22 protein-coding genes are annotated in these 21,728 nt (G+C 61.9%); 11 read left to right on the top strand and 11 right to left on the bottom strand.

The genetic code is table 11. The features are described 5' to 3' along the window. Positions 1-160 precede the first annotated feature (160 nt). From AB4M76_RS04130 to AB4M76_RS04115, 4 genes are read left to right on the top strand one after another with little or no spacing between them, the layout of a single operon-like run. Positions 161-1,456, top strand: a complete 1,296-nt coding sequence (locus AB4M76_RS04130) for a flavin-dependent oxidoreductase (RefSeq protein ID WP_368440543.1) — start codon at positions 161-163, stop codon at positions 1,454-1,456. After that, the gene (locus AB4M76_RS04125; protein WP_368440542.1) at positions 1,453-2,499 is read left to right on the top strand and encodes a TRAP transporter substrate-binding protein; all 1,047 of its coding nucleotides are present in this window, start codon (positions 1,453-1,455) and stop codon (positions 2,497-2,499) included. Before AB4M76_RS04130 ends, AB4M76_RS04125 begins: the two co-directional genes overlap by 4 nt. Positions 2,500-2,551: 52 nt before the next feature. After that, on the top strand, positions 2,552-3,052 hold the full coding sequence (locus AB4M76_RS04120) for a TRAP transporter small permease (protein ID WP_368440541.1): 501 nt from the start codon (positions 2,552-2,554) through the stop codon (positions 3,050-3,052). Then, positions 3,049-4,371, top strand: coding sequence for a TRAP transporter large permease (locus AB4M76_RS04115; protein WP_368440540.1), 1,323 nt, complete (start codon positions 3,049-3,051; stop codon positions 4,369-4,371). Before AB4M76_RS04120 ends, AB4M76_RS04115 begins: the two co-directional genes overlap by 4 nt. A gap of 122 nt (positions 4,372-4,493) precedes the next feature. On the opposite strand, the gene AB4M76_RS04110 is transcribed toward AB4M76_RS04115, so the two are convergent. Further along, the gene (locus tag AB4M76_RS04110) at positions 4,494-4,952 is read right to left on the bottom strand and encodes a DUF3237 domain-containing protein (protein ID WP_368440539.1); all 459 of its coding nucleotides are present in this window, start codon (positions 4,950-4,952) and stop codon (positions 4,494-4,496) included. Between the two features lie 85 nt (positions 4,953-5,037). Between AB4M76_RS04110 and AB4M76_RS04105 the strand changes: the two genes are divergently transcribed. After that, positions 5,038-5,634, top strand: a complete 597-nt coding sequence (locus tag AB4M76_RS04105; RefSeq protein ID WP_368440538.1) for a TetR/AcrR family transcriptional regulator — start codon at positions 5,038-5,040, stop codon at positions 5,632-5,634. 350 nt (positions 5,635-5,984) lie between these two features. On the opposite strand, the gene AB4M76_RS04100 is transcribed toward AB4M76_RS04105, so the two are convergent. Continuing rightward, complete coding sequence (locus tag AB4M76_RS04100; RefSeq protein WP_368440537.1) at positions 5,985-6,296, bottom strand: ETC complex I subunit; 312 nt, start codon at positions 6,294-6,296, stop codon at positions 5,985-5,987. Positions 6,297-6,435: 139 nt separating this feature from the next. Here AB4M76_RS04100 and AB4M76_RS04095 point away from each other — a divergent pair, with 139 nt between their 5' ends. Then, positions 6,436-6,720, top strand: coding sequence for an antifreeze protein (locus AB4M76_RS04095; RefSeq protein ID WP_368440536.1), 285 nt, complete (start codon positions 6,436-6,438; stop codon positions 6,718-6,720). A gap of 100 nt (positions 6,721-6,820) precedes the next feature. Then, positions 6,821-9,028 carry an excinuclease ABC subunit UvrB gene (gene uvrB, locus AB4M76_RS04090; RefSeq protein WP_368440535.1) on the top strand — a complete coding sequence of 736 codons (2,208 nt, stop codon included), beginning with the start codon at positions 6,821-6,823 and terminating at the stop codon, positions 9,026-9,028. Between the two features lie 50 nt (positions 9,029-9,078). Here uvrB and AB4M76_RS04085 read toward each other — a convergent pair whose 3' ends face one another. Then, entirely contained in the window at positions 9,079-9,348 is a 270-nt protein-coding gene (locus AB4M76_RS04085) for a GlsB/YeaQ/YmgE family stress response membrane protein (RefSeq protein WP_368440534.1), read from the bottom strand. Between the two features lie 270 nt (positions 9,349-9,618). Beyond that, positions 9,619-9,975, bottom strand: coding sequence for a PRC-barrel domain-containing protein (locus AB4M76_RS04080; RefSeq protein ID WP_368440533.1), 357 nt, complete (start codon positions 9,973-9,975; stop codon positions 9,619-9,621). Between the two features lie 181 nt (positions 9,976-10,156). Between AB4M76_RS04080 and AB4M76_RS04075 the strand changes: the two genes are divergently transcribed. Both AB4M76_RS04075 and AB4M76_RS04070 read left to right on the top strand, forming a co-directional pair. Next, positions 10,157-10,342, top strand: a complete 186-nt coding sequence (locus AB4M76_RS04075) for a PLDc N-terminal domain-containing protein (protein WP_368440532.1) — start codon at positions 10,157-10,159, stop codon at positions 10,340-10,342. A gap of 134 nt (positions 10,343-10,476) precedes the next feature. Next, positions 10,477-11,148, top strand: coding sequence for a hypothetical protein (locus AB4M76_RS04070; protein ID WP_368440531.1), 672 nt, complete (start codon positions 10,477-10,479; stop codon positions 11,146-11,148). 29 nt (positions 11,149-11,177) lie between these two features. On the opposite strand, the gene AB4M76_RS04065 is transcribed toward AB4M76_RS04070, so the two are convergent. The 3 genes from AB4M76_RS04065 to AB4M76_RS04055 all read right to left on the bottom strand — a co-directional run bounded on the left by AB4M76_RS04065 (position 11,178) and on the right by AB4M76_RS04055 (position 15,669). Further along, complete coding sequence (locus AB4M76_RS04065; protein WP_368440530.1) at positions 11,178-13,466, bottom strand: glycosyl hydrolase family 28-related protein; 2,289 nt, start codon at positions 13,464-13,466, stop codon at positions 11,178-11,180. Between the two features lie 148 nt (positions 13,467-13,614). Then, entirely contained in the window at positions 13,615-14,028 is a 414-nt protein-coding gene (locus AB4M76_RS04060; protein WP_368440529.1) for a DUF4864 domain-containing protein, read from the bottom strand. A 60-nt stretch (positions 14,029-14,088) separates the two neighbouring features. Continuing rightward, positions 14,089-15,669, bottom strand: a complete 1,581-nt coding sequence (locus AB4M76_RS04055; RefSeq protein WP_368440528.1) for a lysine--tRNA ligase — start codon at positions 15,667-15,669, stop codon at positions 14,089-14,091. Positions 15,670-15,793: 124 nt separating this feature from the next. Here AB4M76_RS04055 and AB4M76_RS04050 point away from each other — a divergent pair, with 124 nt between their 5' ends. Further along, positions 15,794-16,216 (top strand): tellurite resistance TerB family protein, encoded by a 423-nt coding sequence (locus tag AB4M76_RS04050; RefSeq protein WP_368440527.1) that lies wholly within the window; start codon positions 15,794-15,796, stop codon positions 16,214-16,216. Positions 16,217-16,222: 6 nt separating this feature from the next. Here AB4M76_RS04050 and dacB read toward each other — a convergent pair whose 3' ends face one another. Then, positions 16,223-17,839, bottom strand: a complete 1,617-nt coding sequence (gene dacB / locus AB4M76_RS04045; RefSeq protein WP_368440526.1) for a D-alanyl-D-alanine carboxypeptidase/D-alanyl-D-alanine-endopeptidase — start codon at positions 17,837-17,839, stop codon at positions 16,223-16,225. A gap of 100 nt (positions 17,840-17,939) precedes the next feature. On the opposite strand from dacB, the gene AB4M76_RS04040 reads away from it, so the two are divergent. Continuing rightward, positions 17,940-18,776 carry a DMT family transporter gene (locus AB4M76_RS04040; protein WP_368440525.1) on the top strand — a complete coding sequence of 279 codons (837 nt, stop codon included), beginning with the start codon at positions 17,940-17,942 and terminating at the stop codon, positions 18,774-18,776. On the opposite strand, the gene AB4M76_RS04035 is transcribed toward AB4M76_RS04040, so the two are convergent. The 3 genes from AB4M76_RS04035 to AB4M76_RS04025 all read right to left on the bottom strand — a co-directional run bounded on the left by AB4M76_RS04035 (position 18,768) and on the right by AB4M76_RS04025 (position 21,440). Beyond that, positions 18,768-19,361: a nicotinate-nucleotide adenylyltransferase gene (locus tag AB4M76_RS04035; RefSeq protein ID WP_368442379.1), complete on the bottom strand. Its 594-nt coding sequence runs from the start codon at positions 19,359-19,361 to the stop codon at positions 18,768-18,770. The genes AB4M76_RS04040 and AB4M76_RS04035 overlap by 9 nt on opposite strands. 82 nt (positions 19,362-19,443) lie before the next feature. Continuing rightward, the gene (locus AB4M76_RS04030) at positions 19,444-20,991 is read right to left on the bottom strand and encodes an alanine/glycine:cation symporter family protein (protein ID WP_368440524.1); all 1,548 of its coding nucleotides are present in this window, start codon (positions 20,989-20,991) and stop codon (positions 19,444-19,446) included. 11 nt (positions 20,992-21,002) lie between these two features. Continuing rightward, positions 21,003-21,440 (bottom strand): universal stress protein, encoded by a 438-nt coding sequence (locus tag AB4M76_RS04025; protein WP_368440523.1) that lies wholly within the window; start codon positions 21,438-21,440, stop codon positions 21,003-21,005. Between the last annotated feature and the right edge of the window lie 288 nt (positions 21,441-21,728).

Below are 21,728 nucleotides of genomic sequence, written 5' to 3'. Positions count from 1 at the left end.
CAGCCGCGAAAAACCGACCGGGCCCCATCCTTGTGATACTACGGGCCTGCTCCCGAAGCGCACGGCCACCTCCATACCAAAAAGTATTGACAGCGCGCAGATCCCCTGCCAGCAATTCAAAGGGGGATGTGATCCGATGATCCGGGTCAGGGAGGAAAGAATGACGATACTTATCGCGGGCGGGGGCATAGGCGGCCTTGCCCTCGCGCTGACCTGCCACCAGATCGGCGCACCGTTCCGGGTATTCGAGGCGGCAGAGACCATCAGGCCGCTGGGGGTCGGCATCAACCTGCAACCGACCGCAGTGCGCGAACTCATGGACCTCGGGCTTGGCGACCGGCTCGACGGTATCGGGGTCAAAACCCGTGACTACGGGATGTACAGCAAGCTGGGTCTGCATATCTGGACCGAACCGCGCGGCACCTGGGCGGGGTACAAATGGCCCCAGTATTCGGTTCACCGGGGCCAGTTGCAGATGATGCTGCTTGAGGCCCTCATGGAACGCGCTGGCCCCGACTGTATCGAAACGGGGTGGTCCGCGGTCGGCTTCGACAGTGGTGCCGATGACGCCACGCTGCATCTGCGCGATCGCTCGGGGCAGCGCAAATCCGTGAAAGGGAGCGTGATCCTCGGCGCGGACGGTATCCATTCCACGATCCGCAAGATCATCGCGCCCCACGAAGGCGCGCCGAAATGGGGCGGCGCTGTGCTCTGGCGCGGCACGACACAGGCGGTGCCTTTCAAATCGGGTGCCTCGATGGTGATGATCGGCCATGACGGGTTGCGTTTCGTATCCTATCCGATCTCCAAACCCGACCCTGCGACCGGCCGGGCGACGATCAACTGGATTGCCAATCTGACCTACGACCCCGACGCGGATTGGAACAAGGAGGACTGGAACCGTGAGGCAAAGCTGGATGATTTCCTGCCGCAGTTCTCGCGGTTCGATCTGGACTGGATCGATATTCCCGGCCTGATCAAGGCCGCAGACAAGGTGTTCGAGTACCCTATGGTCGACCGCGACCCGCTGGCGCGCTGGACCCATGGCCGGGTCAGCCTGATGGGGGACGCGGCCCATGCGGCCTATCCCGTGGGCTCCAACGGGGCCGGGTCGGCGATCATCGATGCGCGGAAACTGGGGGCAGCCTTCATCGCGCATGGAATGACAGAAGCGGCCCTGCAAAGCTTCGAGGACGAAATGCGTCCGAAAACCACAAAGGTGATCGAGATGAACCGCGTCGCCGGGCCAGATTCCATCCTCGACATCGTCGAGCAACGCAGTGGCGGCCAATTCAACGACATCGCCGAGGTGATTTCGACCGCGGAAATGGCGGAACACGCCCGCAAGTACAAGCTGACCGCCGGTTACGGGATCGAAGAGACCAACGCCAGCCCGCCGACGATTCCGAAAGGGGCGGCAATCGGACCAATGGTAAACCCGAGGGAGAGAACATGAAACGCAGAGATTTCTTGAGAACGGCAAGCGCCGGTCTGGCATCGCCGATGATCTTCGGCCTGACGGCGCAACAGGCCGCGGCGCAACAATCGACCCTGCGCCTGCACCAGTTCCAGCCGCCCGTCGCGACAATTGCCGCCAAAGTCCTGAAACCCTGGACCGAGAACGTCGCGGCGGCGTCCGACGGCAACCTGAAGATTCAGCAATTCGACTCCATGGCCCTGGGCGGACGCCCGCCCGAACTCTTGGATCAGGCCCGCGATGGGGCGGTCGATATTGCCATGACGGTCGTCGGCTACACGCCCGGACGGTTCCCGCGCAGCGAGGCCTTCGAGCTTCCCTTTATGATGAACGGCGTTGTCGAGACCTGCCTCGCCTTTCAGCAGATGATCGAGGACGAGCTGCAAGAAGGTGAATTCAAAGATGTCAAGATTCTATCCGGGTTCGTGCACGGCCCGGGGGTGATCCATTCCAGCAAGCCCGTGGCAAAATTGGAAGATATGAAGAACCGTAAGCTGCGTGCGCCGACGCGGGTGATCAATGCCATGGTCGACAAGCTGGGCGCAACCGCCGTGGGCATGCCGTTGCCGTCGATCCCCGAGGCCCTGACCAAGGGCGTCATCGACGGAACCGTTCTGCCGTGGGAGACAACCCCCTCGATCCGGCTGTCCGAACTGGTGACCAATCATACGGAATTCGCGGGTAACGAGGCGCTCTATACAGCAACCGTTGTCGTGGCGATGAACAAGGCGAAATACAACAGCCTGCCGGGCGAGTTGAAAGCCGTTCTGGACGCGGAATCGGGTGCCAAACTGTCAGCCCTGGGCGGCCGCGAGATGGCTGCGGCTGACGGGCCGGGCCGCGCGATCGCCGAGGCCAGAGGCAACAGCATCACCACCATTGAGGGGCCCGAACTCGCCCGGTGGAAGGAGGCGGCGCATACAGTCGTGGCGGACTGGATCGCCGAAATGGATGCCAAGGGCATCGACGGGGCTGCGTTGGTGGAAAAGGCCAAGGCGCTGATCGCCGCCAAATCGGCATAGGCCGTTCGTCGCGCCGGCCGCAGGGCCGGCGCATCTTCTGCGAGGCTCAGGCATGTATTTAATCCTTGAACAGACGGTCGATCGAATTGCCAAGGTGCTCGCCCTGCTGGGAGGCATCGTGATGACGATCCTGATCGTGGTGACCTGCCTCAGCATCGTCGGCCGATCGCTGACATTTGCCGGGCTGGACCAGATCGACGGAGATTTCGAGATCATGGAACTCGGGATCGGCTTCGCGATCTTCTGCTTCCTGCCCTGGGCACATCTTTCGGGCGGACATGCGCGGGTCGAGATGCTGAGGTCCGTTTTCGGGGCCAAGGGGAACGCGGTGCTGGACCTGATCGCCGATGTGCTGGTGTTCTGCGCCAGCGTCGTTCTGACCCGGCAACTGTGGCTGGGGATGCTGGATAAGAAAAGCTATCTGGAAACCACCTTCATTCTGCAATTTCCGGTCTGGCAGTCATATCTTGCGGCCAGCGTGGGGGCGTTTGGCTTTGTCCTGATCGCCGGTTTCTGCGTTCTGCGCAGCACACGAAAGTTGATGCATATATGAGCGATATCGCACTCGGCCTATGGTCTTTCCCGGTCCTGCTGGCCCTGATCTTTCTGCGCATTCCGATCGGCTTTGCCATGATGGCCGTGGGGGCAGCCGGCACCTATCTTGTCAGCGGCACCACAATGATGACATTGGCCAGCCTGAAAACGCTGACCTTCGGCACCTTTTCCAACTATGCGCTGTCGATCATTCCGCTGTTTCTGCTCATGGGGCAGCTGGCGATGCTGTCGGGGATGTCACGCGCCCTGTTCAAGGCGGCGGAGGCCTGGCTGGGCCATCTGCGCGGCGGTCTGGCGATGTCGGCCATCGGGGCCAGTGCGGGCTTTGGCGCCATCTGCGGCTCATCACTGGCCACCGCCGCGACAATGGGTCAGGTGGCACTGCCCGAATTGAAGGCGGCGGGATATTCCGGCCGAATGGCAACCGGGACCCTTGCCGCAGGCGGGACGCTCGGCATTCTGATACCGCCCTCGGTCGCCTTGGTCATTTACGCCATTCTGGCCGAACAGAACATTGCCAAACTGTTTATGGCGGCGCTGATCCCCGGCATACTCGCGGCCATCGGATATATGATCACGATCTCGGTCGTGATGCGGATGCGCAACGAACCCGGCCGCCTTCTCGACAAGCTGCCCGTTGCAGAGCGGTTCCGCGCGCTGATCCCGGTCTGGCCCGTGATCACCATTTTCGCCGTGGTGGTGGGCGGCATCTATGCCGGGATCTTCACCCCGACGGAAGCCGCAGCAGTCGGCGCCGCAGGCACCGCGATTGCGGCGGTTGCCACCCGCCAGCTGACCCTGCGCCGGATGGTCGAAGCCTGTCTGACGACCGCACGGGGCACCGGGATGATCTTCATCATCATCCTGGGGGCGGGCATGTTCAACAGCTTTCTGGCGCTGACATTGCTGCCGCAAACGGCGGCGCTCTGGGTGGCGGATCAGGGTTTCAGCCCCTGGACCGTGATGATCGCCGTATTGGTGATCTATCTCGTGCTGGGATGTGTCATGGACAGCCTGTCGATGATCCTCTTGACGGTTCCGATCTTCTTTCCCCTGATGGTCACGCTGGACTTCGGCATGACAGCGGACGATTTCGGCCTCTGGTTCGGCATTCTGGTACTGACAATCGTGGAGGTCGGATTGATCACCCCGCCGGTCGGGATGAACCTGTTTGTCATCAACTCCATGGACCGGCAGACACCGATCCTGCAGACCTTTGGAGGGGCGTTCCCCTTCGTCGTCGCCGACCTGATCCGCATCGCCTTCCTAACGGCCGCGGCGCCTGTCACGCTGGCTCTGGTCTGGCTGTTCTACTAGATGGGCAGATGGGCGCTCGGCCAGACCTTGCCGACGTATGTGCGACGGCTCAGGGATAGGTGACGCGCGGCTTTTCGACGGGGCGATCGGCCGCTCGGGAAACCCCATTATGAGAAAAGACCCTAACGCACTTCGTAGGTCTCGATGACCACTTGATCGGCGCGTCGCGCGCCAGTGCCGATCGCGATCAGCCGGTTCAGCCAGTCGTATTTCCCAGCCGGCGCGTCAAAGATCATACTCTCTCGAAAGTAGTAGTCATGCGGGGAAACAGTTTCTCCTTCTCCCGCCGCGATCCGCTGCATGACCGCGTCGGACCCATGCCGCATGCCGAGCCCGCGCATCAGGAAAATGACCCCATCATCGGTTTCAAACGTGGCGCGCACATCCAGTTCGGCCACCCCATCGGGCCGGATCAACTGGCAATCCGCGCCCCCCGGCAACATCCTGCCGCGCAGCCGCGCGCCTTCAAAGCTGCCGCCGGTGACAGGGATGAAACGCCGGGTTCCATAGGGGCCATCCGCAATGACCTGAGGCGCGCCCACCTCTGCCGCCAGTGTGAAGAGAGGCTGCAAATCCAGCATGTTCCATATCCTTTTATCGTCCGGCAGCATTCCATACCAGAAGGTATAGTTTGCAATTCGCCGGTGATCTGTCAATGCTCTTGCCATGACAGAGACCACGCGAGCACCGCGCCGTTCGAAAGAGACGAAGCGACTGACAAAGACGGACTGGCTTGAGGCCGGGCTGGCGGTCCTTGGCCAAAAGGGCGCGGGCGGTGTGCGGATCGACGCCATCTGCAAGAAACTCGGCGTCACCAAAGGCAGCTTCTACTGGCATTTTCAGGATCGCGAAGACCTGATGACCTCGGTCATGGAATACTGGGAAGAGAATGCAACCGTCGGCATGATCGACCGGGTCGAAAGCACGATCCCTCACCCCCGGGACTGTCTTTGGCATGTCGTCGACGCAGTCGTCCTGGGCGATTACAACGTGGCCATCGAAGTGGCGGTGCGGCATTGGGCCCATGAAGAACCGTCGATCCGCGCGCGTCTGGAAAGCATCGACGGGCAGCGGCTGGGTTTTTTCCGGCGCCAGTTCGAACGGCTCGAGTTTGCGCCGCAAGACGCCGACCTGCGCGCCCATACCCTCTATAGCATCACCCTCGTGCGCGAGTTCATGCACACCGGAGAAACCCGAGAGGCCCTGACCCACCGGATGCGCGCCAGTGTCGATCAGCTGACGCGGAAGGGGTGCGCGGAATAGGTCCGTCCGGCACGACCCTATGCATTCCGAGAAATGGTCCTAACCTGCGCGCATTCGGCGGCTGCGCGGCATTGCGACGGCCCACAAAGTAGGCGGGTTCTGTCCCCTCCATACGGCGTATTGTGACCCGATTTGGCAGAAGGGACTGTAAGAACTCTGGTCGCTGGTTTGGTGGCCGTGCTCGCCCTCGTAGCCGGCAGCCAATGACTCTGACTGTAGTCTTCTACCGAATTGTGCCGTTAGAGAACGAGATCAGCCGCAAACCGCCGGGGGGCTACATATTGCCTGCGCCAACTGTTGCTTCCGCTATATTAAGGAAAACGGGAAAACCCCAGCTATCTCTCACACCCTCAATGGGTCCAAGCGCCCCGCCGTCCGGTCGCGAAGTTCTCGCCATAGCCGCCGGGGCGGATGTTGGGCTTGCGCTTGTTGGGCGCCTGCACCTGCGCGTCGATGCCGTGCTCGCGGGCGTATTCTTCGGCGGCTTCGCGGGTGTCGAACTGCAGGCGCACCTGGCTTTGCGTATCGCCGGAGGAGGTCCAGCCCATCAGCGGATCGACCGACCGCGCCTCTGCCGGGGCGAATTCGAGCAGCCAGACGCGGGTCTTGGCCGTGCCGGAGGACATCGCTGTGCGGGCGGGTTGATAGATACGTGCGGGCATGTCGCGTCTCTCGTTTCTGGAACCTGTGAACTTATCTAATATTCCGCAGCAATGGGCAAGGGACGCCGATGCGCAATAGCGCCACTGGAATGCTGCGCCGCAGAGACTACCTATACCCCACCCCATTGGAGCGCCCCTCATGACCCCTTTCGCATTCTTCGCCCTGCAAAGCCAGTTTGCCGCGCTCGCCGTGGAGACACAGATCGTCATGTCCCTGCGCCTGATGGCGCTGGCCGGCGCCCTGCCCGCCCGACCGGGGGAAAACAGCCGGATGATCCGGGAAAAAGGCCCGGCCCTGACCAAATCCCTCACCGCCGGGACGCAGGCGGCGCTGGCGGGCCGGACGCCCGAGCAGATTATCGACGCCACGCTGGCCCCGCTCACCCGCAAGGTGCGGCAAAATCGTAAACGATTGATGAAGTAAGCCGCTTTCGCCGTGAAAACCGTGCATAGCTGCCCCCCGCCCCCTTGAACCCGGCGGGAAAGGGGGCACCTATGTCTCTGCCCGACGAAGGATAACCGCAATGCCCTATGCCCATTCCGACAAATCAGAGGGGATGCCCCTGCTGGCAAACCCCGCCCCTGATGTGCGCAACCGTCCCAAGCTGGAGGGCGGCAAGAAGTTCAACCTCGTGACCGAATTCGATGCGGCGGGCGACCAGCCCACGGCGATCAAGGAGCTGACCGAAGGGGTGATGTCGGGCGAACGCGATCAGGTGCTCTTGGGCGCGACCGGCACCGGCAAGACCTTTACCATGGCCAAGGTGATCGAAGAGACACAACGCCCGGCGATCATCCTTGCCCCCAACAAGACGCTGGCGGCGCAGCTATACGGCGAGTTCAAGGGATTTTTTCCCGATAACGCCGTGGAATACTTCGTCTCCTACTACGACTATTACCAGCCCGAAGCCTATGTCGCGCGGTCCGATACCTTCATCGAGAAGGAGAGCCAGATCAACGAGCAGATCGACCGGATGCGCCACTCCGCCACCCGGGCCCTGCTGGAGCGCGACGACGTGATCATCGTGGCCTCGGTCTCCTGCATCTACGGCATCGGGAGCGTCGAGACCTATGGCGCGATGACGCAGGATTTGAAGGTGGGCGAGATGTACGACCAGCGCAAGGTCATCGCGGACCTTGTGGCGCAGCAGTACAAACGCAATGACGCGGCCTTCCAGCGCGGCTCCTTCCGGGTGCGCGGCGACAGTCTTGAGATCTTCCCCGCCCACCTTGATGACCGCGCCTGGCGGCTCAGCTTTTTTGGCGAGGAGTTGGAGAGCATCACTGAGTTCGACCCGCTCACGGGCGAGAAAACCGACACCTTTGACCAGATTCGCGTCTATGCCAACAGCCACTATGTGACGCCGAAACCGACGATGTCGCAGGCGATCATCGGCATCAAGAAAGAGCTGCGCACGCGGCTCGACCAGCTGGTGGCCGACGGCAAATTGCTGGAAGCACAGCGGCTGGAGCAGCGCACCAATTTCGACCTAGAGATGCTGGAGGCCACCGGCGTCTGCAACGGGATCGAGAACTATTCGCGCTACCTCACCGGGCGCGCCCCGGGCGAGCCGCCCCCCACCCTGTTTGAGTTCATCCCCGACAATGCCATTGTCTTTGCGGATGAGAGCCACGTCTCGGTTCCCCAGATCGGCGGCATGTACAAGGGCGACTATCGGCGCAAATTCACGCTCGCGGAACATGGCTTTCGGCTGCCGTCCTGCATGGACAACCGCCCGCTGAAGTTCGAGGAATGGGACGCCATGCGCCCGCAGTCGGTCTTTGTCTCGGCCACGCCGGCAGCATGGGAGATTGAGCAGACCGGCGGGGTCTTCACCGAACAGGTGATCCGCCCCACCGGCCTTCTGGACCCCAAGGTGGAAATCCGCCCGGTCGAGATGCAGGTCGATGATCTCTTGGACGAGGTGCGCCGCGTGGCTGCCGATGGCTACCGCACGCTCTGCACCGTGCTGACCAAACGCATGGCCGAAGACCTCACCGAATATATGCATGAACAGGGCATCCGGGTGCGCTACATGCACAGCGACATCGACACGATCGAGCGGATCGAAATCCTGCGCGATCTGCGGCTTGGCGCCTTTGACGTGCTGATCGGGATCAACCTTTTGCGCGAAGGGCTCGACATTCCCGAATGCGGGCTGGTGGCCATTCTGGACGCCGACAAGGAAGGTTTCCTGCGCTCCGAGACCTCGCTCATTCAGACCATCGGCCGCGCCGCGCGCAATGCGGAAGGCCGCGTTATCATGTACGCCGACCGCATCACAGGCTCGATGGAACGCGCCATGGGCGAGACCGAGCGCCGCCGCGCCAAGCAGATCGCCTATAACGAGGAACATGGCATCACGCCTGCGACCGTCAAAAAGAACGTCGAGGACATTCTTGCCGGTCTCTACAAAGGCGATGTCGATATGAACCGCGTCACCGCCAAAGTCGACAATCCGCTGGCCGGGGGCAACCTTCAGGCGGTGCTCGACGGGCTGCGTACCGATATGCGCAAGGCGGCCGAGAACCTTGAGTTCGAAGAGGCGGCGCGTTTGCGTGATGAGGTGAAACGCTTGGAGGCGGTCGATCTTGCGGTGGCCGATGATCCGATGGCCCGGCAACAGGCGATCGAAAAGGCTGTCGATACGGCGCAGCAAGCCTCGGGCCGCAGCACCAGCGGGCGCGGCGGCATGCGCGGTGGCAATGTCAAACGGCGCAAGAAACGCTAGTGTTAGGGGCCGGTCCTATCGGCCCCTGACCGCCTGCCGCTGAATCTGGGCTAGCGCCGCAGCGCAGCCACCAGCGCCAGGACCAATGCCGCGCCAATGGCGGCGATGGCGAGCAGAACCAAGAGCCCGCCTGCCGCGACAACGGTCACGCCGAGGGCGGCAAGGATGAAGGGCAAGGCCACCGCGCCCGCCACGCCGAGGATCAGGTACATCACCCGGTTGCGCCCCGCCACAGCCCCGGCAATGGCGCCGGCGGCCAGACCGACAACAACGAGGGCGATCAGCGCAACGGCGCCGAGGGCATCGAGAAAAGCTTCCATTCTATCAGCACTCTGTCTTGGAGCAGACCACAGGCCCGCTCGGTCCAAATCAAATAAAGGGAACGAAAGGCACACCGCATCCCGCAAGGGACAGCAGCATGCCAAGGATCATCATAGGGCGCATTAGAAACCTCTGGTTAGGGCGAGAATGCCTGCCTGACCATCTGGCCTGAACACCCGACGACATTCAATGACCAATGGTCAGGCAGGCCGCGCGTTTCACCAAGAAAACCCCCGCATGATGTAGCCGGGTAACGGTTCGCGCGCCGATCAGAGCCAATAGTAAGGCACGCCGTAATAGTCCAAGGACCGTTCCTGCCAGGCACGATCTGTGTGCCAGTTATCCTTCCGCTCCGGCGCGCCTTTGACCGTTTGCTCGTCGATATCGGTCATAAAACCATCGCGCGCCTGGTCATATTTCAGCGCATCCCAAGGGACCGGATAATGCTCTTCGCCCAGCCCCAGAAAGCCCCCGAAGCCCATTACGGCATAGGCGACCTTGCCGGATTTCTTGTCGATCATCAGGTGATCGATATGGCCGATCTCCGCGCCATCCCGGCTGAATACGGCGGTGCCGTTCACATTGTCCGAGGAAACCAGAGAGGCGGGTGCATGCGTATCAGTCATGGCCTGTTCCTTTCATTGCTAGGTCTGAGGGAAAACGCCCATCTGCCGGGGCCGGTTCCCTGCCCTGCCCCCCCTCCGCAGCAATTGGCCGATGGGCAGACGGCCCGCCCCGGCGGAACAAAATTGCGGGTAACGATGTTGATTAGCCAAGCAGTCATCTCGGATTTTAAGGAGATCACCAATGGAATATGGACTTTTCGGCCTCATCATCCTGATCGCGGATATTTATGCCATCTATCAGGTCGTCACCTCCGGCGCTTCCGGCCTTGCCAAGGTCGCATGGGTCTTGGGCATCATCATCCTGCCGGTCCTCGGCTTTATCGTATGGCTGATCGCAGGTCCGCGCGGCGGCAAGGCGCATGTGTAACCGCCCTTCCCTCTCATTTGGGCGAGGATCAACACAGGAAAACCCGGCGCATAAGGCGCCGGGTTTTTACGTTTTCACAGGTGGCGAAAGGAATTGTTAACCACGTTTGACCAAGATCGCAGCAGGAGCCTGCCATGCGATCTGTCCTTATCCTGCTATTGCTGCTGTATCTGCCAGCCGCTGCCCCGGCAGTTGCGGGGCCGTGGCTGCGGGAAAAGGGCAAAGGGTTTCGCGCGACAAGCGTTACGGCCTCTTACTTCTATGATCTGAGCCAAAGCACCTATCTGGAATACGGCTGGCGCGACGATCTTACCCTGGGCCTTGATATCCTCACATCGCAAAGCCGGTTCGGCGAATTGTCCGGCAGCGGCACCCTGTTCCTCCGGCTTCCCCTTGGGAGCCCGGGGGAGAGGGGCAGATGGGCCTATGACCTCGGCCTCGGGGCCAGTTGGGAGGGGGAGTTGGTGTCCCCCCATCTCAAGGCCGGTCTTTCATGGGGGCGCGGCTTTAGCAAAGGCGACCGCAATGGCTGGCTGACCGTCGATGCCTCCTTTAAATGGGATTTCGGCCTTGCCGAGCGCGAGATCAAAATCGACAGCACCGCAGGGTTTGATTTTACCGATCTCACCACCGCCATGGTCCAGCTTTTCGTGACCAACACGCCCACGACCACTGCGGTGCGCGTCGCGCCCTCGGTCGTTCTATCGCCCGAATGGGCCAAATACCGCTTTCAGATCGGCAGCGAAATCCCCGTTGACCGGCCCGAGGATACGCTGCTCAAACTCGGTCTCTGGCGGGAGTTCTGACCCCCGCCGCCCGCAGATTGCGGCGCCCCCTAGCGGCTGTCCATCCGCACCATGACCGACACCCTCCCCTTTACCGGCGTCTTCCAGACCACATGCAGCTGGTCATTATTCGGGCCTTCGGCATGTCTCACATAGGGCATGTCGAACTGCGCTACATTGTTCCCGTTCCGGATCGCCCCATGCGCCACCACCGCGTCACTGTTCAGCGCATGCCCGCCGAAGGGCAAATGCCCTGCCGTATCAATCACCCAGATGTTCGAAGGCGTGGTCTGACTGTGCTCAATCTCGGCCATATTCTCAACCTGCGTGGCCACGGCATGAAAGGAGTTGCCCTTCATCACCACATTCTTGCAACGCGCCAGATTGAGATCGGCATAGGTGGTATCCACCCGCTCGGCGCGGTCGATGCTGCCGTTGAGGCTGCGGAAGCGATTGCCGGTGATGTTCACCCCATTGAGATAGTGCCCGGCCCCATGCGGCTTGACGATGATATAGCTGAACCAGGGCGCCACCTCGCCCGAGAGAAAGATATTGTCGCTGATGGTCAGGGCGCTGAAGGAATAGCCATTGGTATGGTCCGGCGTCGGGTCTTGCTCATTGGTCCATTCAATAAAGCAATTGTCGACGTAATTGCCGGAAACCACCGTGCTCGTATGCGCGGCGGCAAGGATCAGCCCCGCCGACCGCAGGCCATTCTCGATAGCGTCGCCTTGGAAAAAGTGATTGCCCATCACAATGCTATTGCCCCCGGCAAGCATCGCGAAATGGCGAAACTTGGTGGCCCGGCAATCGCGCAGCTTCACGTCATTGGCATTTGTGTTCAGCGCGATGCTCTTGCGGTTCGGCACCGTCAGCGCATCCTCGGCCGAAAGGAACTGACAGCGGTCAATCAGCATCCCCTGACAGCCCACCCCGGTCGAGGTCACGCCGCGGTCCATTGGGCGGCTGATGAAGCAGTCCCGCAGGTGAAAGATCAGCCCCGAGGGCGCAAGGTTGATCGCACTACAGCGGTTGTTGCACTGAAACTCGACATCCGCGATCACGAATTTCGACAGCGCCGCAAAGCCGCCGAAATCCACCAGATACTGAAACTTGCGGAAGGTGAAGGTTTGCGTGCCAGCTGCGTCGAACAGGGGCGCGTTCAGGGTGATTTCGCGCGTCGCCACGTTTTTCGACTTCACGTAAACCTCACGCCCCACCCCATTGCCCTCGATCAGCGCCCCCACCGGCACATTGGCAATATTGACCACATTGGTGAGCCTGCGGGCGTTTGAGGGCGAATAGGTCGCGCGCGAGGTCACCACCTGCGTGTCCCAGGCGCTGCTCGCCCCGGCCTCGATCTGGCCATTGCGGATCACCCGGCGCGTGGCATAGCTGGTCTTGTCCGGCACCGCGGCCTGCATGTCGAGGGGGCTGGTTACGGTGATCTTGCGCCCGCCCATGTCCAGTGAATCGTGATCCGCGTTGCTTAAAAGCGCCTGAAACGCCTTCAGGAAGGCCAGGCGCTCATTCTCAAAGGCTTCGACATAGCTGGGTAGATCAAAGTTGCGGCGCAGGATCAGCACGGCGGTGGTGGGCATGGTGACATGGCCCTCGAATTTGACCGGCGTGTCGAATGTCACATCGCCATTGAGCAGATAATTCCCCGCCGGCACCAGCACCGTGCGCCCCTCTGCCGCCGCATTGGCAGCCTCAAAAGCGGCGGTGTCATCGGTCACCCCATTGCCGACGGCGCCATAATCGCGCACGTCGATCTGCGCCAGCATGTCGCGCAGAAAGACCGAGGTGACATCCTCGATCACCAAATCATCGATCCGCACCACGCCGCCGCTGGGCCCGGTCAGATCGAGCCCGAGATGACCATAGGCGGCCCCCATGCCCCAAACCATATCGACCCCGCCCCGGTCGCCGCTGCCGATGATCGCGCTGACCTCGACCACCTCGCCATAGCTGGTAAGCGCCGTCGCCGGGCCAAACTCGGCCACCCCGCCCAAGCGCGCCCCGCCCGGCCGCGCCGGATAGCCCGCGATCCGCACCGAGGGCAGATTGCCGCTCACCGCCTTGATGCGCGCCGTCATCCGCAGATAGCAGCCCGGCAGCAATGGGGTCTGGCGCATATAGCGCAGCCGCTGGGTCGCCTCGGTCTTGACCAGTTCCAGCGCCCCGCCAAAATCCTGATCCGCCGGGACAAAGGCCGCATTGGCCGCATTTGCATAGCTATCCGACCCCGGCGTGCCGTCGCCGCGCGACCAAAGATCCAGACCCGCTGCAAAGGGTGTGGGCATCAGCACCACGCCATCGGTAATCGCCTTGTTCATCGCATTTCCTTTCCCCGGGGCCGCACCGCCATGCTGGCAAGCCACGCCATTCCTCTGGCTCGGACATGCCGAACCGCGAGGTCAGGGAAATATCAACGATATGTTAAACAGGGCTGAGACCACCGTGCGCCAGAGCCGCAACAAAGGCTCAGACATTGGCCCCCGGCGCGTCGAGAATTTGCACCGCCGCAATGCGCCAGCCCGCGTCGGTCTGCCGCATCAGATAGGCCAGCAGATGCGTGAACCCGCCTGCATCCGTGATCTGCACCACCTGATAAAAGTCCGACCCTGCCGCGCGCCGGTCCAGAAACCGCACCTCGGCAGGGTTTTGCACCATCGGGTAGCCGCTGGTCACCATCTGGCGAAAGTTTTCCGGGGTCTGAAAGAACCGCTGCAATTGCGGTGTGGCATATTCGAAGGCGCCTGCGAAATCACCGGCGCGAAAGGCGTCGAATTGACTGTTGATCGTCGCCTCGATCTCGGCCTGCTGCGCGGCTGCGCCAAAGCTCAGGAGGGCCGATAGGGCCAGCCCTCCGCAGAATGTCAGGATGCCGTTGCGCATGTCTTTCCCCTCCGCCCTTGTTGACTTGATCTAAGTCACGCAGGCCGGAGGGCAAAAGTTTCACGCGGTGGTCAGCTTGCCCGCCAGCGCGTCGTCGATCAGCGCCACGGTCTCTTCCACGCCGTAAAGCGCGATGAACCCGCCGAAACGCGGCCCCTGATCGGCCCCCAGAAGCACTTGGTAAAGCGCCTTGAACCAGTCGCGCAGCGGATCGAAGCGCTCCTTGCCGACGGCGAAAACCATGCTCTGCAAGGCTTCGGCATCGAGGCCACCGTCCCAGACCTTGAGCCGGTCGCGCAGGTCTTCCAGCGCCTCGCGCTCCAGATCGGTGGGCGCGCGGAACACTTTCGTGGGTTTCACGAAGTCATTGAAATAACGCACCGCATGGCCCGCCGCGGCATCCATGCCGGGGTTGGTCTCGGGCGTCGCCTCGGGCGCGTAGCGCTGGATGAAGCCCCAAAGCTGCGACTTGTCCTCGGCGCTCGACACAGAGGCGAGGTTCAAGAGCATCGAGAAGGGCACCACCATGTCCGACTTCGGCACATCACCGCCGTGAATGTGCCAGACCGGGTTGTTAAGCCGCGCCTTTACGTCCTGCGTCTCATAGGCGCGCAGCTGCTGGTGGTACTCATCGACCGCTTTGGGAATCACGTCGAAATACATGCGCTTGGCCGTTTTCGGCTTTTGGAACATGAAATAGGACAGGCTTTCGGTGCTGGCATAGGTCAGCCACTGGTCGATCGAAATGCCATTGCCGGAAGACTTGGAGATCTTCTGCCCGTTCTCATCCAAGAACAATTCATAGCTGAAATGCTCCGGCTTCTTACCGCCGAGGATCTCGCAAATCCGGTCATAGATCGCCGTATTGGTGGCGTGTTCCTTGCCATACATCTCGAAATCCACATCCAGCGCCGCCCAACGCGCGCCAAAGTCCGGCTTCCACTGCAGTTTCACGTTGCCACCAGTCACCGGCAGGGTCATCTCATTGCCGTCCTCATCGTCGAAGGTGATCGTGCCTTCCTTGGCGTTGACCTCCTTCATCGGCACATACATCACCCGTCCCGTCTCGGGGTGGATCGGCAGGAAGATCGAATAGGTCTGACGACGCTCTTCGCGCAGCGACTTCAGCATCACCGCCATGATCTCATCGTATTTCTCACAAGCGCGCAGCAGCACCTCGTCAAACTGGCCCGAGCGGTAGAACTCGCGGGCCGAGTAGAACTCATATTCAAAGCCAAAGGTATCAAGGAAGCGGCGCAGCATGGCGTTGTTGTGGTGGCCAAAGCTCTCATGCGTGCCGAAAGGGTCCGGCACCGAGGTCAGCGGCTTATGCATATGCTCTTCCAGCATCTCGCGCTGCGGCACATTGCCGGGCACCTTGCGCATCCCGTCGAGATCGTCCGAGAAACAGACCAGCTTGGTCGGGATGTCACTGATCTCCTCAAAGGCGCGTTTGATCATCGTGGTGCGCAGCACCTCGCCAAAGGTGCCGATATGCGGCAGGCCCGAGGGGCCATAGCCTGTCTCAAACAGCACAAACCCCTTCTCTGGCGGCTTCTTGGCATAGCGTTTGAGCACCCGGCGCGCTTCTTCAAAGGGCCATGCTTTGCTGCTGAGTGCCGCGTCTCGGGTCTCGGACATGTCAGATCATCCATATTTTGCTGCCCCCCGCACCCTATGTGCGGCAGGTCGCCTGTTCCTATTGCGTCACCGGGGGCGGGTCAATAATCTGCGCCGCAACACAGCCGTTCAAAGGATATCCAGCATGGCCGACGATTCCTCCCCTTCTTTCAACGCGCAGGACAGCCTCGTCGCGCTGATGGTCGCGGTCTCTGCTTCGGACGAAGACATCCGCACCGCGGAATTGGTCAAGATCGAAGCGGCGCTCTACCTGCTGCCGATCTTTGCAGGCTATGACCATGACCGTGTCTCCACGATCAGCAAGACGGTGCTCGACCTCTTTGAACAAGAAGAAGGGCTCGACGCGCTCTTTGGCCTGATCCGCGATGCCCTGCCCGAACGGCTCAATGAAACCGCCTATGCGCTGGCCTGCGATGTGGCGGCCGCTGACGGCAAGCTGGGCGAGGCGGAACTGCGCCTGCTCGAAGAAATCCGCTATGAGCTCAACATCGACCGCCTGCACGCCGCCGCCATCGAACGCGGCGCACGGGCGCGGCATCTGACCTAAGCGGTCCTAAAGCTCCGGTTCCAACTCCGCATCCACCGCGTTGGCGCTGTCGGCCACGGCCTCCGCCGCTGGCTCAGCCTTGGTCTCAGGCTGCGTGCCTGCCGCGGTCACCGGGGCGGGCTCAGGCACAACGGCCACGTTATAGAGCAGCGCCCAGCGTTCCAAAAGCCCGCGCTGCACCCGCTTGGCCCGCCCGTTCCAAGTGCGCGCGCCGGGGGGGCGCTCGCGCTCTTCCCGGCTGATCTTCGCGCGTTCCTCAGGATTGGCCGACAAGACCGCAAAGGCCAGCACCCGCCCCTCTGGCGTGGTCACAAAGCCTGCGAGGGCGGACACGAAATTCAAAGTGCCGGTCTTGGCGTCGATCTTGATCGGGCTGTCGCGCTCGGGCCGCCCCCGGTCATCGCGCAGATAGACAGGTTTCAAGATCGGCCGCAGCCCGGTGCCATGAATGCGCCCCAAGGCGCCGGCCATGTCACGCGCCGTCATCTTGCTGTCGTCGCTCAGCCCCGAATGGTCCACCATCTGCGGGTTTTCCATCCCGAGCTTTTCCACCGACCAGCGGTTCATCTCAGCCGCCGAGGCCCGCAGACTGTCAAGCGGCCCGGCCCGCGCCACGCTCGCCGCCATGCCAACCATCTCGGCGGTCAGATTGGTCGAATATTTCAGCATGTCCTTCAGGATCGACCGCAGATCGGCGCTGGTATGAACGATCAACGCTTTTCCCCCCGGCAGGCTGTCGATGATCTCAGCCTCGGGCAGGTCGATCTCCAAGCTCTTGGCAATGGTCACAAACGCGTCACCGGCATAGAGCCCCGGCTTGCGCACCGGCAACCAACGCGCGCCGTTCTTGCCCAGCGCGCCTTTCGCCACCGTCCAGACATCGCGCCCGGCCTTGTCCTCATAGGTATAGACCGGCCCCCTGCGGTCCACGACCTCCATCGTGGCGATGCGCACCGCGGGCCGATAGCGCAGCGAGCGGCCTTCCATGGTGACGTCATAGCCGTCGCTGCCGCGCTCCCACTCGAAATGCACCCGGTTGTAATTCAATGCGATGCCCGACAGGCCGGGGTTGTAGCCCACCTGATCCGGCTGCTCGGGGTCAATCACGGGCGCCAGAGGGTAAATCCCCTGATATACTTTAAAACCGCCCGTCACCCCTGTGATCCCGGCGGCTTTGAGCTTTTCCGCCATGACCCCAAGATTGTCGGAATCCAGCGTCGGATCACCGCCGCCCGCGAGGATCAGGTCGCCCTGCACGACGCCATCGACAATCTCACCTGTGGCAATCAGCTGGGTCTCAAACACATGCTCCGGCCCCAAGACATCCAGCGCATAAAGCGCGGTGATCGCCTTGGCGCTGCTGGCGGGCGGGATGCCCATATTGGCATTCGCCGCTTCCAGCCAAATGCCGCTGTCCACATCGACGACGGCAAAGGCCACATCGCCTTTGATCCCACTGTCGGCAAGGATCTCAGAGACATTGGGGATGGCCTGCTTATAGAGATCCGCATCGCGCCCCACCGGGCGCAAAGACACGGTTGGCGGCTCGGCCATGGCAGAGACCGCAGCCACTGCCGAGGCTGCCGTACCGAGGAAAAATCGTCGTGTGTAAATCTGGCTCATAGGGCTGATATAAAGCGCAAGCTGGACTTGGCCACAACCACTCTGACCGCGCGGCAGCTTTCGCGGTTGCACAAATCCGCCGACCTGCTAACCCATTGCAATGCAACGCGCCATTCCCATCATGTTTATCGCCATGTCGCTCATCCCTGCGGGCGACAGCGCCGGCAAGATCCTGACCGGCAGCCTCGGCGTCGCCCCGGTGTTTGTCGCCTGGTCGCGTTTTGCGATTGGGACGCTGCTGGTGCTGCCCTTCCTGTCCCCCGGCAGCTGGGCGCTGATGCGCGACGGGCGGCTTTGGCTGCGGGCGGGCACTTTGGCGGCGGGCATCACCTGTATCCAGACCGCGCTGCAAACCGAAGCGCTGGCCAATGTCTTTGCCGCCTTTTTTATCGGCCCGATGTTCAGCTATCTGCTGGCCGCGCTGTTTCTGCGCGAACGTATCTCGCTGCTGCGCAGCGCGCTGATCCTTCTGGGGTTTCTGGGCGTGCTTCTGGTGGTCCGCCCCGGGCTGAACACCACGTCAACCGGCGGCGCGGGTCTGCTCTTTGCGGTGGCGGCGGGGATGTTCTACGGTGTTTTCCTCACCATGTCGCGCTGGCTTTCCGACATCGCCAGCCCGCTGGCGCTGACCTTTACCCAACTTGCGATGAGCGCGCTGATGTTGCTGCCGCTGGGTCTGATGAACCTGCCAGCCGCCACGGTCGAGGTCGCTGGGCTGGCCACCGCCAGCGCCGCCTTTTCGATGCTGGGCAACCTGCTGCTGCTCTATGCCTACCGCCGAGCCCCCGCCACGCGGCTGGCGCCGCTGGTCTATTTCCAACTGATCGCCGCCGTGCTCTTGGGGCTGTTTTTGTTCAACACCCTGCCCGATGCGCTCACATGGGCCGGGCTGGCGGTGATCATCACCGCGGGCATCACCTCGGCCCGGCTACGCTGACCGCCAGCCCCCGGCAGCCCGCAAGGCGGTGGAGGAGACATCCACCATCGGTACATTCACGAAACACCAGGCAGGCGTCGTGGCATGGACCAAAAGCTGGCTCTCGCGCCCCGCGATCCGGTAGGGCGCATAAAGCGCGGCGGCCCGGCTCATCCGGGCCGAGATGCGCTGGCCGGGCCGGGCGAGCACGCCCACCGGCACCGTCTCCATGATCTGCCGCCAATCTTGCCAGAGGTGAAACTGCGCGAGGTTATCGGCCCCCATCAGCCAGACAAAGCGCACGCCGGGGTAATGCCGCCGCAATGCCGCCAGCGTCTCAGCGGTGTAGCGCGTGCCAAGCTGCGCCTCGATATCCGTGATCTCGACCTTCGGGTGATCCATCACCGCTTGCGCCCGTGTCTTGCGCTGCGCCATCGGCGCGGGGCCGTGTTCCTTGAGCGGGTTGCCCGGGCTCAGCAGCCACCAGACCCGATCCAGACCAAAGCGCTTCAAGGCTTCGCGGGTGATATGCGCATGTCCTTCATGCGCCGGGTCAAACGACCCGCCCAAAAGGCCGATGACCTGGCCTTTGGTGGCGAATGGCATGGTGTTGCGAAACAAAATGGCCCCCGATCCGAAATCAGGGGCCAAAGGAGGGGCATCGCTGCCCTTTGTCAATGCGAAGCCCTTACTTGTGCTTCACAATCTCGCCCGAGCGCAGCCGTGCAACATAGCTGTTCAACTCCCGTTTCACGATCGGCATCAGGAAGTAGAGCGCGATGATGTTCACGATCGCCATGGAAAAGAGCATGGCATCCGAGAAGTCGATCACCGGCCCAAGGCTCGCCGCCGCGCCGATCACGATGAAGAGACAGAAGATCACCTTGAAGACCAACTCCTTCGCCGCCCCTTCTCCGAACAGATAGGTCCAGGCCTTCAGCCCGTAGTAGGACCAGCTAATCATCGTCGAGAAGGCAAAGAGCACCACCGCGACCATCAAGAGCACCGGGAACCAGGAGAAGGCCCGCGCATAGGCCGCCGAGGTCAGGGCCACGCCGCTGACTTCGCCCTCGGTCGCGATCCGGCCTGCTTCGGCGTTCCAGAGGTAAAGGCCGGTTTCAGGGTCTTGGTTGAGCACCCCGCTGATTACAATCACCAGCGCGGTCATGGTGCAGATCACCACCGTGTCGATGAATGGCTCCAGCAAAGCCACATAGCCTTCCGTCACCGGCTCTTTCGTACGCACCGCAGAATGCGCGATGGCCGCCGAGCCGATGCCCGCCTCATTGGAGAAGGCCGCGCGGCGAAAGCCCTGGATCAGCGCCCCGGTAAAGCCGCCGACCACGCCCAGCCCGGTGAAAGCCCCCATGAAGATCTGGCCAAAGGCCCAGCCGATCATGTCCCAATTGATGAGCAGGATCAGGATCGACACCAGCACATAGAAGATGCCCATGAAGGGCACGATCTTTTCCGTCACCCGCGCGATGGACTGCAAACCGCCCGCGATCACCGCAAAGGTCACACCCGCAAGGATCACCCCCGTGATCCAGCCCGGATAATCGCCAAGCACCCCGGCAAGCTGCGCATGGGCTTGGTTGGCCTGGAACATATTGCCGCCGCCAAGCGCGCCCAGAATGGTGAAGATCGAAAACAGCACCGCCAACACGCCCCCGAGCGGCAAGCCGCGTTCGGAAAAGCCTTTGACGATGTAATACATCGGCCCGCCCGAGACATGGCCGTCGGGGAACTCATTGCGATATTTCACGCCAAGCGTACATTCGGTGAACTTCGTCGCCATGCCGAACAGACCCGCGATGACCATCCAGAAGGTCGCCCCCGGCCCGCCGATGCTGACCGCCACCGCCACGCCGGCGATATTGCCCAGACCCACGGTGCCCGACAGCGCCGTCGCCAGCGCCTGAAAATGGCTCACCTCGCCCGCGTCATTGGGGTCTGCGTAATCGCCCTTCACGAGCTGGATCGAATGCCAGAACCCTTTCAGCTGGATGGCGCCGAAATAGACGGTAAACACCACCGCGCCGACCACCAGCCAAAGCGCGATCCATGAAAAATTGGTCCCCGGCAAGGGCGCGAAAATGAAAGAGACATACCAGCCCGTGTAATCGGCAAAGACCTGATTGATACGCTCGTCGATGCCCGCGGCCTCCTGCGCCGCGGCAAGCCCGGGCAGCAAGGCGGCGCAGGCGGCCATGAAAATGGTAAACAGCTTGTTCATCGCTTTTCCTTTCAGGGAATGATCGTGACAGGCACGGTTGAGCCCGCAATCAGCCGGCCGGTGACGCCACCGAAAAGCCGCTTCAGCCCGCGCTCACCCACACGGCCCACGACGATCTGATGCGCGCCGCGATCTTTCGCGATCTCTTCGAGAATATCCGCCGCGTCGCCATGGCGCACGATGCCCTCGACCTCGATCCCCTGCGCCTGCAGGTCAGACACCGCCGGATCGAGCACCACCTCATGGGCGCGCTGCAACTCTTCCTCACGCCGCCGGTGGCGTTGCTCATTCTCTTCCTTGGTCTGAAAGGTGAAGGGCGACCATTCGATGACGAAGCAAACCGTGATCGAACAATCCCCGATCTGTTTGGCCTGCGACCGGGCAAAGGCCAAGGCGCGCGCGCCGGCCTCTGATCCATCCAGACCCACAACGATTGTGGATTTTGACATGCGTATTTCCCTGTTTTTATGACTGACCGTCGATGCCCGCAAAACCTGCGCACCGCGTTCAGCCTTCTTGCTCCAGATTGACCAAAAAGCGCCGCCAATCGTAGATTGGGTGAATCCTAGCGCGAAAAACGCGGAAAAGTCGACAGAATTTCGCTTTCTACCCTTGCGCGCCACCGGCTAGAACGTTGTAAGTCCACCCCTTCACCCAGATCATCGCAGGACCTGTCGCGCGGCTTCTTTTACAAGGCCGCGATGTGCCTTGGGCCTGCGGCATATAGAGTGTTTGAT

Source organism: Sulfitobacter sp. PS-8MA (assembly GCF_040933935.1).
In the GTDB taxonomy this organism is placed as follows: domain Bacteria; phylum Pseudomonadota; class Alphaproteobacteria; order Rhodobacterales; family Rhodobacteraceae; genus Sulfitobacter.
This window is presented reverse-complemented; position numbering and strand designations above follow the sequence as displayed.

Bases quoted from the DNA above. Each gene is read 5' to 3' on its own strand.
- AB4M76_RS04125 (WP_368440542.1), top strand. From the start codon at position 1,453: ATGAAACGCAGAGATTTCTTGAGAACGGCAAGCGCCGGTCTGGCATCG.
- AB4M76_RS04100 (WP_368440537.1), bottom strand. From the start codon at position 6,296: ATGCCCGCACGTATCTATCAACCCGCCCGCACAGCGATGTCCTCCGGC.
- dacB (WP_368440526.1), bottom strand. From the start codon at position 17,839: ATGAGCCAGATTTACACACGACGATTTTTCCTCGGTACGGCAGCCTCG.
- AB4M76_RS04115 (WP_368440540.1), top strand. From the start codon at position 3,049: ATGAGCGATATCGCACTCGGCCTATGGTCTTTCCCGGTCCTGCTGGCC.
- AB4M76_RS04130 (WP_368440543.1), top strand. From the start codon at position 161: ATGACGATACTTATCGCGGGCGGGGGCATAGGCGGCCTTGCCCTCGCG.
- AB4M76_RS04110 (WP_368440539.1), bottom strand. From the start codon at position 4,952: ATGCTGGATTTGCAGCCTCTCTTCACACTGGCGGCAGAGGTGGGCGCG.
- AB4M76_RS04085 (WP_368440534.1), bottom strand. From the start codon at position 9,348: ATGGAAGCTTTTCTCGATGCCCTCGGCGCCGTTGCGCTGATCGCCCTC.
- AB4M76_RS04060 (WP_368440529.1), bottom strand. From the start codon at position 14,028: ATGCGCAACGGCATCCTGACATTCTGCGGAGGGCTGGCCCTATCGGCC.
- AB4M76_RS04055 (WP_368440528.1), bottom strand. From the start codon at position 15,669: ATGTCCGAGACCCGAGACGCGGCACTCAGCAGCAAAGCATGGCCCTTT.
- AB4M76_RS04065 (WP_368440530.1), bottom strand. From the start codon at position 13,466: ATGAACAAGGCGATTACCGATGGCGTGGTGCTGATGCCCACACCCTTT.
- AB4M76_RS04050 (WP_368440527.1), top strand. From the start codon at position 15,794: ATGGCCGACGATTCCTCCCCTTCTTTCAACGCGCAGGACAGCCTCGTC.
- AB4M76_RS04035 (WP_368442379.1), bottom strand. From the start codon at position 19,361: ATGCCATTCGCCACCAAAGGCCAGGTCATCGGCCTTTTGGGCGGGTCG.
- AB4M76_RS04070 (WP_368440531.1), top strand. From the start codon at position 10,477: ATGCGATCTGTCCTTATCCTGCTATTGCTGCTGTATCTGCCAGCCGCT.
- AB4M76_RS04095 (WP_368440536.1), top strand. From the start codon at position 6,436: ATGACCCCTTTCGCATTCTTCGCCCTGCAAAGCCAGTTTGCCGCGCTC.
- AB4M76_RS04105 (WP_368440538.1), top strand. From the start codon at position 5,038: ATGACAGAGACCACGCGAGCACCGCGCCGTTCGAAAGAGACGAAGCGA.
- AB4M76_RS04075 (WP_368440532.1), top strand. From the start codon at position 10,157: ATGGAATATGGACTTTTCGGCCTCATCATCCTGATCGCGGATATTTAT.
- AB4M76_RS04030 (WP_368440524.1), bottom strand. From the start codon at position 20,991: ATGAACAAGCTGTTTACCATTTTCATGGCCGCCTGCGCCGCCTTGCTG.
- uvrB (WP_368440535.1), top strand. From the start codon at position 6,821: ATGCCCTATGCCCATTCCGACAAATCAGAGGGGATGCCCCTGCTGGCA.
- AB4M76_RS04120 (WP_368440541.1), top strand. From the start codon at position 2,552: ATGTATTTAATCCTTGAACAGACGGTCGATCGAATTGCCAAGGTGCTC.
- AB4M76_RS04040 (WP_368440525.1), top strand. From the start codon at position 17,940: ATGCAACGCGCCATTCCCATCATGTTTATCGCCATGTCGCTCATCCCT.
- AB4M76_RS04080 (WP_368440533.1), bottom strand. From the start codon at position 9,975: ATGACTGATACGCATGCACCCGCCTCTCTGGTTTCCTCGGACAATGTG.
- AB4M76_RS04025 (WP_368440523.1), bottom strand. From the start codon at position 21,440: ATGTCAAAATCCACAATCGTTGTGGGTCTGGATGGATCAGAGGCCGGC.